Genomic DNA, 17,352 nt, shown 5'->3' with positions numbered 1-17,352 from the left:
GATGCCGGCCGATGGCCGACTCGGTGCGGGGTCAGGCGATGGTCCAGTGCTGCCGCGGCAGATCGGTGTCCGTCTGCTGGGTGACCGTGCCACCGTCGGAGGTCGACGAGGTCGTCAGCAGGAGTCCGCTGTGGACGTTGGTGATCGTGTAGGCGCCGGACGCCAGCTTCGTCACCCGCCACTTCTGGTTGGCACCGCCGGTGCAGGTCCACTGGACCACTGCCGTGCCTGGTGCGGTGGCGCCTCCGTCATCGTCAGCGCACAGGTTGGAGTGGGCGTTGACGAGGGTGTAGGAGCCGTCGGACTGCTGGGTGAAGACCCAGTTCTGGTTCTTTCCGCCGTTCAGCGACCAGGTGTCGAGCTGGACGCCGGGCTCCGTGTGCCAGTCGGGATCATCGAGAGCCTTGCCGGACACGGAGATCGTGTGCGTGCCGTTCAGGTTGCTCGCGGCCGCGGTGGCGGTCAGGGTCAGGGCCTGCTCGGCGGCGGTACGGGAGCCGCCGACCGGGTTGCCCGTGCCGTTGGTCCAGGTGCGGGCCGGGGTGGTCTCGGCGAGCCGGCCGGTGTCGGACGACATGCCGAGGACGAGACCGCTGTACCGGTTGACGATGCGGTATGTGCCGGTCTGCGCGCCCGCGGAGTTCACGTTCTTGATGAGGAACCACTGCTGGCCGACGGTGGGACCGCCGGACCCCGCCGTGGTGGCGGTCGGCTTGGTGGCCCAGGCACGGTTGGCCGTCGCAGCGGAGTTCACCCCGAGCAGTTGGCCGGTGGCGGCGTTGGTGATGCGGTAGGAGCCGTCGCCGTTGCCGGTGAAGCTCCACGATTCGAGACTTGACCCGGTCGCGGCCGTGACCGAGGTGGTGGCCGAGCTGCCGGTGGCCTGGGCGAGGACGCGGCCGGACCCGCTGCCGATCGTGTAGGTCTTCGCCGGGTCGACCGGTGACGGTGCCGGGGCGGACGAGTCGATCGTGAGGTTGACGTACTCGCCGGAAGCGCCGCCGGAGCATCCGAAGGAGCAGTACGAGCGGAAGTTCTTGCCGACGATCGTCGAACTGGTCCTGTTCGCGCTGTCCAGGAACCACCGGTACCACGAGGCGGTGTGGTGGCTGCCGGTGTCGCCGATCAGCGTCCACTTCTGGGTGGAGAGGTCGTCGGTGGCGTAGATCTGCTGTGGGGCGTTGCCGCTCTGGTCGACCGCCTGCGGTTCACCGATGTACAGGCCCAGATAGGCGTTGTAGGTGATGTCCATGACGAACAGCGGCGAGGTCGGCGGCATCTTGCCTGCCGCGACCTGCTGGTCCACGGTGCCGGTGTTGGCCGGATCGTACTCGGCCGACGCGGGGGTGTATCCGGTGCCGCCGGCGGAGGTCACCGGCACCTCGTTGCTCTCCAGGCCGCCCTGTCCGGGCTGCGACCAGGAGCCGTTGTACCACTTCTGCCAGGAGCCGGGCGCCATCTTGGACGAGATGGGAGCGCGGGCGGCATGGGCGTAGAACGCCTTCCAGCCGCCGTTCTTGTCCACGATGCGCGAGCCGTAGGTGATGTAGAAGTAGCCGGACGCCGTGTCGACGAAGAGCCGCTGGTCGCCGTCACCGTAGTCGTACGTCTGGTTCGGGAAGGCCGTGGTGTCGCCCCGTGCGGTGCTGTACGGCGAGGTGATCGCGTGGCCCAGGATGTTCCAGACCTTGCCCTGGTTCGTCGAGCGCGCGTAGTCGATCGCGTCGTAGTGCAGGCCGTCGCCGAACGGCTGCGGGGTGAACTCGTTGTGCACCAGGCCGTACCAGTCACCGGTGTCCGGATCGACCCACACCCCGGTCAGGTCGCAGTAGTTCTTCTGCGCGTACCCCGAGCCCGAGGGCGCGGCGGTCGCCGTCACTCCGGTCGGGCTGTTGTTGCAGCGCCAGGTCGTGTCGTTGTTCCTGTCGCTGGAGTTGGCCGGGTTCACCGCGTTGCTGATAGCACTCGACCGCGAGGCGTCGTCGAAGTTCGTACCGGTGAAGAAGTCCCAGTAGCGGGGGTCCGTGGCACCGTACAGGGCGGCGGACTGCTGGAAGTAGAACGCGCCGTCCTTGTCGATGTAGGGGACCGCGGAGGTGTCGGTCGGATGGGCGTAGGAGGCCTTCGAGCCGACGGAGACCGTGTACGTGGCGCCGGGCGGGAGCGCCGACGCCGTTCCCGGTGCGAGCAGGCCGGCGGTGAGCAGCGGGAGGGTCACGGCGAGCGCCGCGAGGACTCTTCGGGGACGGGACACAGATAGTCCTTTCCGTCCGGGTGTGCTGGTCCGGCGGTGGGGGCCGGAGCAGGGCAAGCGGGGGGTCGCCCTGATCCCACCGCCTGCGCGAGCCGGAGTACATGTGTTTTTGTTCGCCTCCACTTGGGTTTTCCTCACCGGGTGGGCCCCGTTCATCACGGAATGCCCCAGCACGGGCCCCGGTCAGGTGGCCGGGACGGGCGGGGCCGGTTCCACCCGGAGGTGCGCCGTCCCGGAGCGCACGGCCCAGCCGAACACGGCGAGCGCGACGGCACCGACCACGATCGTGTCGTACGGCGCGGGCAGCCGGCCCGAGCCGCCGAAGGTGCCCAGCCAGGACAGCAACGTCAGCGCGGCCAGCTGGCAGACCAGCCAGGCGCCGTCCCGCAGCTCCTCGCGCACCGGCCGCCCGGCGGCGTCGCGGCGCAGCAGCAGGAACAGCGGCACACCGGCGAGAACCAGCGGCAGCGCGAGGCGCAGATCGTGCCAGCCCGACCAGTAGACGAATTCGGTGGCCACCACGAAGCTGATCGGCGCGATCCAGCGCACCCCGGGCACCTGGCCGTCCTTGCGGGTCACTCCCTGCTCCCTGTCCCGCGCCCGGAACACGGCGACGGCGACCGCGGACGCCGCGTAGATGAGCAGATACATGTCGCCCATCACGCTGACGATGTCCTGCCAGCCGCCGAACGGCAGCATGAACAGGACGATCACGACGAGGTTGAGCAGCAGCGCCCGGTGGGCCATGCCGGAGCGGGCGTCGATCCGCATGAAGAAGCGCGGCAGCAGGCCGTTCTTCGCCAGGGCGTAGATGTGCCGGGCGTCGATCGCGACCCCGACGTAGGCCGAGCCGCCGGGCGAGACCACCGCGTCGGCGTAGAGCAGGGTGGCCAGCCAGTGCAGGTTGAGCACCAGGGCGAGCTGCCCGAACGGGGACTCGAAGTTCACGCCCTGCCATCCGTGGCCGAGCAGCGAGTCCGGCACCGTGTAGAGGAAGGCGAGCTGCAGTCCCAGGTAGACCAGCACGGCCAGCCCGATGCCGGTGAGTACCGCGCCCGGCACATTGCGCCGGGGGTTGCGGGCCTCGCCGGAGAAGTCGAGCGGCGCCTGGAAGCCGTTGACGGAGTACACGATGCCGCCGCTGGCGAGCGCGGTCAGACAGGCCGCGTAGCCGTACGGTGCGAAGCCGCCGTAGTCGGTGAGCCGCCCGGAGTGCGTGCCGGAGAGGAACAGCGCCACCACGGTGACGACGGGCACGACGACCTTGAACAGCGACACCAGGTTGTTCAGCCGCGCGAAGGTGCGTACCGCGAACCAGTTGAGCGCGGTCAGCAGGATGCTCAGTCCCGAGGCCACGGCCAGGCCGGACGCGGTCAGCCGGCCGTTGTCGTAGAGGCCGGGGAGGTAGTGCGCGGCGTACTGCATGATCGCGCTGATCTCCGCCGCCGTGCCGCCGACCGACAGCAGGACCGACCAGCCGATCACGGTGCCCACCAGCCGGCCGCTCGCGTAGAGCGGCCAGCGCACGGTTCCGCCGCCCTCGGGGCGGGTGGCGCCGAGCTCCACCATCACCAGCGCCACCAGGCCGCACAGCACGCCCGCCGCGACCCAGGACAGCAACGAGGCGGGCCCTGCGGTCTGTGCGGCGAACATGGCCGCGAACAGCCAGCCGGAGCCGAGGATGTTGGAGAACCCGATCGCCGCCAGGCTCCAGAACCCGAGCTCCTTGCGGAGCCGGCGTTCCTCGCTCAGTACCGTGGGGGCGTCCGGAGCACGCTGCGGCTCGCTCTGCGGCACGTGCACCGCACCTCCTCATGGGACGGGGAACGCTGGGTTCCCCAGCGTGTCACGCCGGGCGCCGCGGACCGCAGAGGAGCGCTCCCCGGCTGGCGCGTGGCTCGTTCAGCGCATCTGACGGCGCACCAGCTCATGGAACATGCCGCCGGTGTCGGCGAGGAGTTCCGCGGGTGGACCCTGCTGGAGGACCCGGCCCTCCGACATGACGATCACGCGGTCGGCGTCCATGACGGTGGACAGCCGGTGGGCGATGACGACGCGTGTCGAGCGCAGCTTGCGGGTGCTCTCGGTCACGACGCGCTGGGTCTCGTTGTCGAGGGCGCTGGTGGCTTCGTCGAAGAACAGGATGCGCGGGTGGCGGATCAGGGCCTGGGCGATCATCAGGCGCTGCCGCTGGCCGCCGGAGACGGTGCCGCCGCCGTCGGAGAGGACGGTGTGCATGCCCATCGGCATGGCCTTGATGTCCTCGGTCAGGCCCGCCATCGCGGCCGCCTCCCAGGCCTCTTCCAGGGAGAACGTCTCGGAACCGCAGATGCAGTCCAGGATCGAGCCGGTGAACGGCTGCGCGTTCTGCAGGACGACCCCGCACTGGCGGCGCACGGCCGCCGGGTCGAGGGCCGTCAGGTCCTGACCGTCGTAGAGCACGCTGCCGGAGACCGGCCGGTCGAAGCCGATGAGCAGCCGGAGCAGCGTCGACTTGCCGCAGCCGCTGGACCCGACGATCGCGACGAACTCGCCCGGCAGGATCCGGAACGACACGTTGTCGAGTACCAGTGGCGCGTCGTCGGCGTACCGGAACGACAGCTGCTTGACCTCGATCTCGCCGGACAGGACGCCCGGCTGTATGGTGCCGCCGCCGACCTCGGGCACCTCGTCGAGCAGCGGTTTGATCTGCTCGAACAGCGGCAGGACGGAGACGGCGGAGATAAGTGCGCCGGTCAGCTGGGTCACCGATGTCAGCAGCATCGTCACTGCGGTGTTGAAGGTGAGGAAGCTGCTGGCCGACAGGGTCCCGCGGGCCGGACCTGCGAGCAGCATGAACATGATGAGGGTGCAGAGCGGCAGATAGACCGCGTTGACGACCGTGATCATGTTCTTGATCCGGCCCACGCGCTGCTGCAGCTCGCGGCTGCGGGCGAACTCGCGGGCCCAGGACGCGTAGGCGAAGCTCTCCGCCGCGGCGACACGCAGTTTGGGCAGTCCGCGCAGCGTCTGGAACGCCTGGTTGTTGAGCTTGTTGCCGAGCACGATCAGCCGGCGCTGCCACCGCAGTTGCCACAGCCCCAGGCCGAGGAACACCGCGCCGATCACGGTGAGCATCGCCATCGCCAGCAGGGCCATCATGGGGCTGTACCAGAGCAGCAGAGCGAGGTTCACGGCGCCGACGGTGCCCGCCTGCACGGCCACCGAGCTGATGCCGGACAGCACGCGGCGGATGGCACTGATGCCCATGGCGGCGCTGGCCAGCTCTCCGGTGGAACGCCCGGCGAAGAACTTCGTCGGCAGGCGCAGCAGCCGGTCCCAGACGGCCGGCTGGAGCGTGGACTCGATGCGCCCTTCCATGCGCAGGATGGAGATGTTCTCCAGCAGCATGAAGGCGGCCGAGACGATGGTGGTGGCCACCATCGCCAGCGAGGTCTGGACGATGAGGCTGTTCTCGGCGTTCGGTACGTAGACGCCGAGCACCTGTCCCGTCGCGATGGGCACCAGCGCGCCCAGTCCGACCGCGACCAGACCGCCCAGGATCAGGTTGCGCAGGTCCGCCCGGGTGCCGCGCAGACTGAAGCGGAGCAGCCGCCAGGCGGCTATGGGCTGGTCGGGCAGCGGACGGTAGAACATGACGGCGCGGGGCTGGAACGCGGCCGCGCCCGCGCCCCCGCCCGTACTCCCGATGCGCGTCCGCTCGCCGGTGACCGGATCCACCGCCTCGTATCTGCCGCGCCGCCACAGCAGCGCGACCGGGGCGCCCGTACCGGCCCGGTGGCCCAGCAGGGGGCCGGAGTTCTCCCGCCACCAGCGGCCGTCGAGTCGGACCGTGCGGGTGCGGAAGCCCGAGCTCACCGCGATGCGCTCGACCGGGCTCGACCGGCCGTTCGCCGAGCCGCCCTCCACTGGCGCCGAGACGGTGATCCCGGCCGCGTCGGCGACTCTGCGGCAGGCGGCGAGTGTGGCGTCGTCGGTGCCCTCGGCCGGGTGGGACGGGGCCCTGCCTCCCGGCCTGTCGATGGAGGCCAGCAGCGCCTGGTCCGCCTGCGCGCGCACCGTCCGGCCGGCCTCGATGCCGGCCGCTGTCCGGTTCTCATGGGCGCGCTCGATGCGTTCGATCCAGCGGTCCAGCGCGAACAGCAGCCGGGACTGCTGATTGACCACCCGCTGCCACATCGCACCGTCGATGAGCAGGTCGGCGGCCGCCTCGCTGCTGAACGCGGCGCCGTACTGCACGCTGCCGGGGGCCACCGGCATCCACAGGATGTTGTCGTCGGCCGCTTCGTACATGGCGGCCGGCTCCGCCGCTCCCGGTCGGTGGCCCGGCTGACCGTCGTGGGGCGCCTCGAACAGGACGCGCAGGCTGCGTCCGACCCCGCGGGCGAACGCGTCCTCCAGCGGGCTGAGGGGCACTTCGTAGCCGCTGTACGCCTGCTGGTCCGGGTATCCGGCGTACCCGCCTCCGCCGTACCCACCGGGCTCGCCGTACCCGGGCCCGAACAGTTCCCGCAGCTGGATCCGGCGCAGTTCGCACCCTTGCAGGGGCCGTCCGACGAGGGTGTGGCGCGGGCCTTCCGCCGGTCCGAGCACCAGGGTTCCCGTTTCGAGCCGGCCGAGGAAGTGCCAGTGCCCCTGGTTTCCGGCGTCGACCGCGAACAGGTCCATCGCCCCGCCCACGACGAGCCACAGCACATGGGGCCCCTCCAGGCTCATGCTGCGGGCGCCGGCGCAGTCGACGGGCTGTCCCAGACCGCCGAGGGCACCGACCACCACATCGCCGGGCACGGCGCCCGGCACGGCGTCGGCGATCACGGGGTGCTGGACGGATGTCATCTCAGTGCTCCCTGACGAGCTCGGCGTACGGCCCCCCGGCCGCGACCAGGTCCTCGTGCCGACCGCGCTCCACGACCGTGCCGTGGTCGAGCACGACGATCTCGTCGCTGTCGCGCACCGTGCTCAGCCGGTGCGCGATCACCACGCAGGCACAGCCCCGCCGCCGCAGATTGTCGATGATCACCTGCTCGGTCTCGGCGTCCAGGGCGCTGGTCACCTCGTCGAGGACCAGGACGCTGGGGCGGCGGACCAGGGCCCGGGCGATCTCCAGCCGCTGCCGCTGGCCGCCGGAGAAGTTGCGGCCGTCCTGCTCGACCCGGCTGTGGATACCGCCGGGACGCCGGGCGACCGTGTCGTGGATGGCGGCGTCCTTGAGCGCGGCGATGACGTCGTCGTCCGGTATCGACGGATCCCACAGCGCGACGTTGTCCCGGACGGTGCCCTCGAAGAGGAAGACGTCCTGATCGACGAAGGAGACCGAGGCGGACAGCGCGCTGCGGGAGATCTCGTCGAGCCGCTGCCCGTCGATGCGGATCGCGCCCTCCCACGGGTTGTAGAGACCCGAGATCAGCCGGGACACCGTGGACTTGCCGCTGCCGGAGCCGCCGACCAGCGCGACCTGCCGGCCGGGGCCGACCGACAGCGAGAAGTCGGTGAGCAGCGGTTTGTCGAGCGGGCTGTAGCCGAAGGTGACGTTCTCCAGTGTCACGTGCCCCTTGAGCCTGCGGGTGCTCGCGGCCGGCTCGCTGCGGGAGTACAGCCCGTCCACCGGGAAGCTCTCGACGTCCTTGAGCCGGGCCACGTCGGCCGCGAAGTCCTGGATCCGGCCGGCCACCCCGTTGAGCCGGGTGACCGGTGCGGTGAAACTGGTCACCAGCGCCTGGAAGGCGACGAGCAGACCGATGGAGATATGGCCCTCCACCGCCCGCAGCCCGCCGATCCACAGGATCAGTGCGCTGTTGAGCGCAGCGAGGGTGGGCGCGACGACGGCGAGTACCGCGCTGGGCACGCCGAGCCGCTGCTGCCCGTCCAGGGTCGTGGCGTGCTGGCCGGCCCAGCGGCGGAAGTAGCCGTTCTCGGCGCCGGTCGCCTTCATCGTCTCGATGAGCTGGAGCCCGCCGTACGAGGTGTTGGTCAGCCGGGCGCTGTCGGCACGCAGCTTCTGCGTACCGGTGGCGCGGATCCGTACCACCACGCGCATCGCCGCGACGTTGAGCAGCGCGATCAGCACGCCGACGACCGTCAGTTGCGGATCGTAGGTCCACAGCAGGACCGCGTAGAGCACCACGACCACGGCATCCACCCCGGCGGCGGCGAGGTCCCTGGCCAGGGTCTCGGCCACCGTGTCGTTGGACTGCAGGCGCTGGACGAGGTCGGCCGGGTTGCGCTGGGCGAAGAATGTGACCGGCAGCCTGAGCAGATGCCGCATGAACCGGGCGCTGCCGAAGGTGGACGAGATGATGCGGCCGCGCAGCAGGTTCGCCTGCTGAACGGCGGTCAGCACGACGGTCAGCACGACCATGGCGGCCATCGACCCGAAGAGCACCGGCAGCAGCGACGTCTGATTGCCGAACAGGAACAGGTCGATGTACGTACGGCTGAGGGCCGGCGCCGACGCTCCGACGACGACGAGCAGGAAGCTGGCGATCAGCGCTGCCGCCATCGTGCCCGTGGTGCCGCGCAACCGGGCCGGCAGGGCGCTCATCACCCCGGGCTTGCGGCCGCCGCAGCGGAACCTGCCGCCGGGCTCGAAGGTCAGCACGACGCCGGTGAAGCTGGAGTCGAACTCCTCCCACGACACGAAACGGCGGCCCCGGGCCGGATCGTTGAGGTGGATCCCCCGGCGGCCGAACCGCCGTCCCATCCCGTCGAAGACGACGAAGTGGTTGAACTCCCAGAACAGGACGGCCGGCGCCCGCACCTCCGCGAGGGCGGCGGGCTCCATCTGCATGCCCTTGGCGTCCAGACCGTATCTGCGGGCCGCCTTCAGCACGTTGCTGGCCCGGGAGCCGTCACGGGACACACCGCAGGCGATGCGGAGTTCTTCGAGAGGGACGTGCCGGCCGTGGTGGCCGAGCACCATGGCGAGCGAGGCGGCACCGCACTCCACGGCTTCCATCTGCAGAACGGTGGGACTGCGGACGGTTTTCCGGCTCTTCGGCCTCCTCGGCTTCTGCTGCTTCCGACGCTTGGGCGCCGGCGTCGGTCCCGGCGCACGCATCGGCTCGGGGCGGTGCCGACCGCGGCCTGCCGGGGTCGGGCGGTGCTGCGCGCTCACGGAAGGACCCAATCGATCGGATGCTGCGCGGTCAGGTGGATGGCGCCGCTGACCAACGTCGTGGAATCGATCGGGTACGGCGGTCCGTGCGCCGACGACCAGGTGAAGCCGGATGTGGTGCCGGCCGACCGTTCCAACTGGACCATGACCGCCACCGGCGGGCCCTGCGCCGAGAACTGCTCGCCCAGCTGGCGGTCCCCGAGGAAGTTGCTGATCTGCTGCCGGGTCTCGGGAATCCGGCCGATCGCCAGAACGCGGCCCCGCAGTACACCGAACCGCTGCGCCGGCACCGACTGGACGGTCAGCTCCACCGAAGCGCCCACCGGGATCGTCGGCGCGCTGCCGCCCGGCGCGTACAACACCGCCACCAGTGGGTCGTCGGGCTTGTCCATGCGCTCCACCGTCGCCAGGTCCGCGCCGGTGGCGACGACGGCGCCGGTCCTGGCCATGATCGCGGTCACCCGGCCCGCCGCCACCGTGCGAACGGTCTCGGCCTTCCCGTCCGTGCGTACGGTCAGCAACGGAGCGCCCGCGGGCAGCGTGTCGCCCTCTTTGGCGAGGGTCGCGGTGATTTGGCCGGCGACCGGACTCTGCAGAAGGTAACTGCCTTCCGCATGCGTCAGGATTCCGGGTGCGTTCAGCTTGGACGACACCGTGCCCGTCACCGCCCAGAAGCAGCCGACGGCCATGACGACCGCTGTGACGGTCAGCACGAGCCAGCCCTGCGGCCGGGCGAGAAGCACCGGTACGTCGAGGTCCTCTGGCGATTGCAGCTTGGACAGCGCCCTTTGGCGGAACTGCACGGAAGTATTCCTTCAACTGCATTCGGGTGCGGCATTCATAGGCCCCGGAACGAGGGGTTCCGGGGCCTATGTCCAGCCTTACGATGCGTCAGAAGCACCGCTGGGCCGGGTCTTGCTGACGCTATGACGTCTCGTGGCGAACCTGACGGTCAGAGACCGGCGGCCAGACCGTTGACCTGCGCCGGGAGAAGACCGGTGACCGTCGAGAGCGGCAGCGAGACCGGCAGGACCGACTCGACGGTGCCCACGATGGAGCTGGCCGACAGACCGTCGACGCCGACACCGACGCCGACACCGCCGGAGACGTTGTCCAGGTCGCTGTCGGCAATTTCGCGGGTCTCGACCTGGGGGGTGAAGTCGTTGCGCATGACTTGCGGTTCCCTTCATAGCGGTGGGGGGTTCATGAATAGCGTCGGCCGGTTCGGCGGAAAGCCGGTCCGGCCGGTTCAACGGTCGTCCGATGCCCGAATAATTCGGAAATCCGTTTCGCAACTCCCGTATGTCGCAAGACACAACCACGTCAACGCGCTGCCGGGCCACCTTGCCCGTCACAGTGTTTCGGTCGGCGTTTCGGTACCGCGAGACGTGCACCGACGGCATTGCCCACCGAATGCCGACGACTTCTTCACATGCCGGAAACGGGCCATTCGCACGGGCCGGTCCTGCCGTCGATCCTGAACGGACATATCCGCGTTTAGGGTTCGGCGCCCGTCCGGGGCGGCGTGATCCCGCCGGGCCGCTGTGCGTTTTCCGCGTGCGCGCTGTGCAGGATCACCGGGGGCGGCGGGGTGTCACGGATGGTCGCCGCCGGTTCACCGGGAGTCGGCGAGTGCCGTGGGCATGCCCTGCAGGACCGCGGGAAGCCGGTCGCGTCCGCCGATGCCGAGTTTCCGGTAGGCGTTGGTGAGATGGATCTCGACGGTGCGCTGCCCCACCGACAGGACCTCGGCGAGCTCCCGGTTGGACTTGCCCTCGGCGGCGAGCATGGCGGTACGCAGTTCGGCGGCCGTCAGCGCGGCGACTCCGTCCGTGTGCGAGGACTTCGGCGGGCGGCCGCCCGACGCGGACAACTCGATACGGGAGCGGGTCGCCAGGTCCTCGCAGCCGCACTCCTCCGCCAGGTCGAGCGCGGCACGCAGCGCCCGCCTCGCCGGCACCGGACGCTTGTCGCGGCTGAGGGCCGTGCCGTACTCGGCCAGGGACCGTGCGAGCTCGAACCGGTCGGCGGAGCGCTGCAGAACGGAGACCGACTCCTCCAGCGCGGCCAGCCCCTGCGGCCCGCCGACAGCGGCCCCCAGAGTCCGGAGCGCGACCCCCAGCGGACCGGGCGCACCCCATCGGCGGGCCAGTTCGACCGCCTCCGTGGCCTTGCGACGCGCCCCGGCGGTCTCACCGAGCGTCAGCAGGGCCGCCGCGCTCTCGGTCTGCCACGCTGCGACGGCGGGGTTCAGCACGTTCCAGGACGGCAGCCGGCGGCCGGCGGCCAGCAGGTCCCGGAGCCCCTCGGCCGGGTGTCCCGCGACGGCCCGCAGCCGGCCCCGGGCGAGCAACAGGGCGGTGCCGCCCCAGGTCTTCGGCAGATCGCCGCACAGGTCCGACAGTTCGACCAGGCTCTCCGCCTCGTCGTACGCGCCCAGGTCGACCAGGATCTCCACCCGCCGGGCCAGGAGTTCCACCGCCGCGCCCGTTCGCCGTGGTGCCCCGCAGCCGATGAGCATCTCGAACGCGATCCGGGCATCCTCGGCCGCGGGGGGCAGCCGGCCGAGCCGGTGGGCGACGACACCGCGCAGCGACCGGGCCGCGGCGAGGGCGGGCCGGTGCTGCCAGCGTTCGGCGTGACCGACCATCGCGTCGCAGAATTCGTGGGCCTCCTCGGCCCGGCCGGCCTGGGCCAGCACCAGGACGCTGCGCAGGATGGGCCGCATCGCGTCGGGGGTGAGGGGCAGGACCATCAACGCCTGCTGGGCGAGGGCCACGGCGCGGGAGCGGGACCTGCCCGCCCACCCGGTCCGCAGGGCGAGCAGGCTCAGATAGCGCCCGTCGGCCGCGCCGCCCTGGGGGGCCGGCCTGGGCAGACGGTGCAGTTGCCTGGCCGCCGACTCGGCGGTCGCCTCGCAGTCGAACCGCAGCTCCACCGAGCAGAGCGCCATGTCGGTGGAGCCGGAACCCGCCTGCGTGCGGACGAGTTCGACGGCGGCCTCGTGGCGTCCTGTCATGGCGAGCAGCTCCGCCAGCTCCCGCACCACACCCGGCCGGCCCTCCGGCTCCGCCGGAGGGGAGGAGACCGCGGTCAGATGGCGGATCGCCGCGCCGAAGTCCAGATACCCCTCGGCCCGGCCCAGCGCCCTCAGGAGCGGTACGCGGTCCTCGTCCGGGACCGGCTCGCCCAGCGCCCTGGTCAGATACGCGACGGCCATGTCGGGCTCGCCCCGGCCGAGGGCGGATTCGGCGGCATCGCGCAGCACGGCGACCACCCACGGTTCGGCCGGTGCGGGAGTGGCCATGAGCTGTTCGACCACCCGGTCCTCCGGGGCGCCGGTGTCCCGCAGGATCCGGGCCGCCGCGCCACGCAGGGTCCGCAGTTCCGCGAACGGCAGGTGCTGGATCACCGTGCCGCGCAGCAGCGGCTGCGCGAAGGACAGGAACCGGTCCTCCACGCGCAGCAGTCCCGCCCGCCCGAGTGCCGTCGTCACCTCCATGACCACCGGCGGCTCGACACCGCAGACGGCGGCGACGCGGCCCACGTCCGCATCGTCGCCGAGGACGGCGACGGCCCTGGCGACATCGAGCGCGTACGGCGATATTCGGCGCAGCCGGGCGTGCAGCCGGGAGGCGAGCCGGGGTACCGCGATATCGCCGAGCACGGCTGCCGGGCCAGCGGTGGGCGTGACCGCCCGGTCCTTCAGGACCGCGGTCAGCTCGGTCACGCACAGCGGGTTGCCGCCGGTCTCGCGCAGGAACGAGGCGACGAACGACGCGTCCGGCGGGGCGGCCAGGGCGCGTTCGACGAGCGTCGCCACGGCCGGGGCGCCGAGACTCGCCGGGTGCAGCTCCACCGTGCTGACGGCCAGCAGCTCGTCGAGGGCCGCGGCATCCGTGCAGGGCTCACCGGGGCATACCGTCAGCAGCACCGCGATCCGGGCATGTTCGACACGTTGCGGGAGGGTGCTCAGCCAGCGCAGCGACTGCCGGTCCAGCCACTGCAGGTCGTCCACCGCCACGAGTACCGGAGCCCGGGACGCCAGATGCGCGAGCCCGCGGTGCAGGGCGTAGAGCTCGGTCAGCGACGCCTCGCCCGCAGGCCTGGTGACCGGCAGCTCCCGGGCCCGGGACACGGAGCCGGCACAGGTGACCAGGCCGGCTTCCACGAGGTCCGGCAGCACGGGCTCGAACAGTCTGCTCACCAGTCCGAAGGACAGGTCGCGTTCGGCCGAGCTGCCCCGGGCGGTCAGCACGGTGAAGCCGCTCCGCCGGGCGCGGCGGACCGCGTCGTCGAGCAGAGCCGTCTTCCCCGTCCCGGCACCGGCGCTGACCACCACTACGCGGCCGGCCTCTTCGGCCGCTCCGGCCAGCATCGCCTCGACCTCGGCGATCTCCGTGTCGCGGCCGACCGGACCTGACGTGGCCGTGTTCATGGACTACCCATTTCCTGCGGCCGGGCGTCATGACGCGGACGTGCCGACGAGCGGGCCCGGCAGGGACGGCGTGCCGCGTCGGCGCTCACGCCGTGCGGCTCCCGCCCCGCCGGGGGACGACTGCCTCCTGCTCTGCCCGGTCGGCCACGCCGTCACCCCCGGCCCTGCTCGTTTGAGGGACCAACCTGGTGCGGACGTTCCTCGTCGGGTCTTCGGCAGTTGAGAGCGAGCACCCCGACCGCGGCCGGCCATCCATGGGAGCACGACGGACGCTCGCCGGGTCGCGCCATGTTCACACACCGCACATCAGAGGGGACGGATCGGATCGGGCGAGGCCCGGCGGGCCACTGTAGTGGTCCCGGGATCCCGCGGGAGCCGGCGGCCGGAATCGGGCCGTCCGGTTCGGTCGGGCCCCCAGACCGTATCGGCCATCGTTCGGGTTCGCCATGCCTCAAGTGTTCGATCGGGACACCGCGAGCGGGCTACCGCTCCCCCGCACCCGACCCACAGCCCCCATCAGGCCGACGGGCGGACCGACTTCGGGCCCGCGCTCACGTCGCCGCCCGTTCCGGCCGCCGGAGCAGATAGACGGCCGCGGTCGAGACCAGGACCGCCATGCACGCGATGAACACCAGCCCCGCACCCTCCAGACCGATCGGACCGGTCAGCACCCCCACCCCGATCACCGGCACCGAGATACCCGCGTACGCCACCACGAACAGCGTCGAGATCACCGACGCGCGCCGGTCGGCGGGAGACGCCGCGGCCACCGCGGACAGCGCCCCGCGGAACGCCAGCCCCTGCCCGGCACCACCGACGATCGCGCTCAGCACCACGAGCAGGAGCAGGTCCCACCGCAACGCGCCGGCGAGCAGCGCCAGCCCGGCGAAGAGCCCGGCGCAGCCCAGCGGCAGCGATCGCTCCACCCCGACCCGGCCGACCGCGAGCTGCCCCGCGGTCGACGAGAAGAAGGCCAGTGCGACGACCAGCCCGCTCACGGCGTGGTTGTCCACTCCGAGGGACTGCGAGAGGAAAGCGGGGCTGACCGATGTGAACACCCCGAACAGGGCGAACCCCACGAACGAGGCGATCGCCGCCGGCCCGAACACCGCGCGCACCTGTTGCGGCAGTCCCGGCCGCTGCGGCCGTACAGCGGCCAGCGGTCGCCGCTCCCGTACGGTCTCGGGAAGGCGCAGCAGCGCGGCCGCCGAGACCGCCACCAGCAGGAGGTGCACGATGAACGGCAGGTACAGCGGCCAGGCGGCGTACTGCGCGAGCACTCCGGCGAGCAGCGGGCCGCAGCCGAGTCCACCCATGTTGGCGGCCGTCGCCACGAACGTGGCCCGGGAGGTGCCACCCTCCGGTGCCAGCTCCATCACGTAGGCCGTGGCGGCCCCGGTGAACAGTCCGGCGGAGAGTCCCGAGAACAGCCGGCCGGCATAGAGCCAGCCCAGCCCCACCGCGCACAGGAAGCAGACGGCGCTCGCCACCGCGAATCCCAGGCCCGCCAGCAGCACCGGCCGCCGGCCCACGACGTCCGAGGCATTGCCCGCCAGCAGCAGCACACCGATGACCCCGAGGGCGTAGACGGCGTACACGACCGTCACCGTCAGCTCGGAGAACCCGAACTTCTCCTGGTAGAGACCGTAGAGAGGGGTCGGCAACGTGGTGCCGGCCATGCACACGGCGAACACCGCCCCGCCGAGGAAACACAGGCGCCACCCTTGGCGATCACCGACCATGCCACCGACGGTAACCGCGCGCCCCGCCCCGGGCCTGCGCGGCAAGACCGACACGCCGCGCCGCCGCACCACTCGGCGGTTGTCAAAGAGTGAGTGGTCGTGAGTCCCGTGCGGACCGGCCGCGTAGGACCACGTAGCAACCGTCGACGGTGTTGCGGGGCAGCACCGTGCCGGACACCCGTGGGCGTTCTTCGTGATCCAGCTGGAGGTCAGCGAGATGAGCCACCGACAGGCGAACAAGCGGTCCGAAATCATCGCCGGCACCGCGGCGGCCGTGCTCGCGGCGACCGTGATCCTGCTCCCCAACGCCGACGCGAGCACCGACCGGCCGCACTCCCCCGCGCCCGCTTCCTCCGGGACGGCCAGTCGCCCGGGAGGCCTAGCCCCGGATGCGGGGACGGTGGCCCGGCCTGCCAATGGAAGGTAGCGGCAGGCTGGCCGCACTTGCCTTTGGAGCGCTATGAGCACCCCGCCCGCGACGCCCATGCCCGATCCGCCGGCAGCCGACCGGACGGGGGGCTCGCGCGCCGGACGGATCGTGAAGAGCACCCTCTCGATCGTGCTGATCACGCTCACCTGCATCCTCGTGCCGGTCTCACTGATCGCCGTCTGGGTCCACGACATCGCGCTGGACACCGACCGGTACGTCTCCACGGTCGCCCCGCTCGCGGAGAACCCGGCGATCCAGGACGCCGCCGTGAACCGGATCGGCGAGGCCGTGGGCGTCCGGGTCGACGGCAGGCAGGTCGCCTCCGACCTGGCCGCCTGGCTGGAATCCCAGGGCCTGCCGCCCCGCGCCGGTGATGCTCTCAAGGCGCTCGGTCCCAAGATCGACGACGCCGCACAGCAGGTCGTCGAAAAAGTGGCGGGCAAGTTCGTGCGGAGCGACAAGTTCGCCACCATCTGGACCAACACCAACCGGCGTGCCCACTCCTCCATCGTGCACGCCCTCACCGGCGAAGGGCGCGGTGCGGTCGGCGTCGACGACGGCACCGTCACCCTTGATGTCGGCGCCGCCGTGGACAGCGTCAAGCAGGAACTCGTCGACGCCGGCCTCGCACCGGCTGCGAAGATCCCCGACGTCGACAAGCAGATGGTGCTCCTGCAGTCCGACAAGATCGCCAAGGTCCGCGGTGCGGCCCATCTGCTCGACGTCGTCGGGAACTGGCTGCCCGCGCTCACCGCCCTGCTCGGCACCGCCGGGGTGCTGCTCGCCCGCCGACGCCGCCGCGCACTGGTGACCGTCATGCTCGGCGCCGCCGGCATCTGCCTGATCTTCGCCATCGGCCTCGCCGTCGCCCGGCACTACTACCTCGACCACCTGCCCGCACAGGTCCAGTCCCCCGCGGCCGCAGCGGTCTTCGACACCCTCCTGCACTTCCTGAAGGTCAGCATCCGCACCGCGCTGGTCCTTGGCGTGGTCGTCGCGCTCGGTGCCTACCTGTCCGGCATGGGGCGGCTGCCGCGTGCCGTCCGTGGCACGGCCGAACGCACAGCGGACTCCGCCGCGCGCTGGGGCGCCGCCCACGGAGTGCGCACCGGCCAGGCCGGCACCTTCACGGTGCGCTACCGGAAGTGGCTCACGACCGGCGTGCTGCTGCTGCTCGCGCTGATCTTCGCCCTCTGGAACCACCCCACGGTGCTCACCGTCCTGCTGCTGGTGCTCATCCTCCTCGCCGTACTCGCCGCACTCGCCCTGCTGGCCGCGACCGGCCGCACCACCGGCGCGCGCCCGGACGACGCCGGGCATCGAGCAGGCTGAGTCCGTCCCACGCCTGGCCCGACCACTGGCCCGACGCCTGGC

10 protein-coding genes are annotated in these 17,352 nt (G+C 71.4%); 2 read left to right on the top strand and 8 right to left on the bottom strand.

The annotated features are described in order from the left end of the window. Positions 1–31: 31 nt before the first annotated feature. From G3I60_RS25400 to G3I60_RS25365, 8 genes are all read right to left on the bottom strand, one after another. Positions 32–2,254: an RICIN domain-containing protein gene (locus tag G3I60_RS25400; RefSeq protein ID WP_343241782.1), complete on the bottom strand. Its 2,223-nt coding sequence runs from the start codon at positions 2,252–2,254 to the stop codon at positions 32–34. A gap of 183 nt (positions 2,255–2,437) precedes the next feature. Next, on the bottom strand, positions 2,438–4,051 hold the full coding sequence (locus G3I60_RS25395) for an APC family permease (protein WP_164296987.1): 1,614 nt from the start codon (positions 4,049–4,051) through the stop codon (positions 2,438–2,440). 105 nt (positions 4,052–4,156) lie between these two features. Then, a complete protein-coding gene (locus G3I60_RS25390; RefSeq protein WP_164607755.1) occupies positions 4,157–7,090 on the bottom strand; it encodes an NHLP bacteriocin export ABC transporter permease/ATPase subunit in 2,934 nt (977 codons plus the stop codon). Position 7,091: 1 nt separating this feature from the next. Beyond that, positions 7,092–9,311, bottom strand: coding sequence for an NHLP family bacteriocin export ABC transporter peptidase/permease/ATPase subunit (locus tag G3I60_RS25385; RefSeq protein ID WP_164296985.1), 2,220 nt, complete (start codon positions 9,309–9,311; stop codon positions 7,092–7,094). 53 nt (positions 9,312–9,364) lie between these two features. After that, the gene (locus G3I60_RS25380; RefSeq protein WP_164296914.1) at positions 9,365–10,171 is read right to left on the bottom strand and encodes an HlyD family efflux transporter periplasmic adaptor subunit; all 807 of its coding nucleotides are present in this window, start codon (positions 10,169–10,171) and stop codon (positions 9,365–9,367) included. A gap of 149 nt (positions 10,172–10,320) precedes the next feature. Next, a complete protein-coding gene (locus G3I60_RS25375) occupies positions 10,321–10,539 on the bottom strand; it encodes a type A2 lantipeptide (RefSeq protein WP_164296912.1) in 219 nt (72 codons plus the stop codon). Positions 10,540–10,983: 444 nt separating this feature from the next. Next, a complete protein-coding gene (locus tag G3I60_RS25370; protein WP_164607753.1) occupies positions 10,984–13,806 on the bottom strand; it encodes an AAA family ATPase in 2,823 nt (940 codons plus the stop codon). A gap of 551 nt (positions 13,807–14,357) precedes the next feature. Then, positions 14,358–15,548 carry an MFS transporter gene (locus tag G3I60_RS25365; protein WP_164296908.1) on the bottom strand — a complete coding sequence of 397 codons (1,191 nt, stop codon included), beginning with the start codon at positions 15,546–15,548 and terminating at the stop codon, positions 14,358–14,360. 217 nt (positions 15,549–15,765) lie between these two features. Here G3I60_RS25365 and G3I60_RS25360 point away from each other — a divergent pair, with 217 nt between their 5' ends. Together G3I60_RS25360 and G3I60_RS25355 are read left to right on the top strand one after the other, a co-directional pair. Beyond that, positions 15,766–15,975, top strand: a complete 210-nt coding sequence (locus G3I60_RS25360; protein WP_164296906.1) for a hypothetical protein — start codon at positions 15,766–15,768, stop codon at positions 15,973–15,975. A gap of 33 nt (positions 15,976–16,008) precedes the next feature. Further along, positions 16,009–17,310, top strand: coding sequence for a hypothetical protein (locus G3I60_RS25355; protein ID WP_239070210.1), 1,302 nt, complete (start codon positions 16,009–16,011; stop codon positions 17,308–17,310). Positions 17,311–17,352 lie beyond the last annotated feature (42 nt).

The sequence above is a fragment of the Streptomyces sp. SID13666 genome (genome assembly GCF_010548325.1).
GTDB classification, from domain to species: Bacteria; Actinomycetota; Actinomycetes; order Streptomycetales; family Streptomycetaceae; genus Actinacidiphila; species Actinacidiphila fildesensis.
Note: the sequence above shows the minus strand (reverse complement) of the source record. Positions and strands in the feature narration are given on the sequence as shown.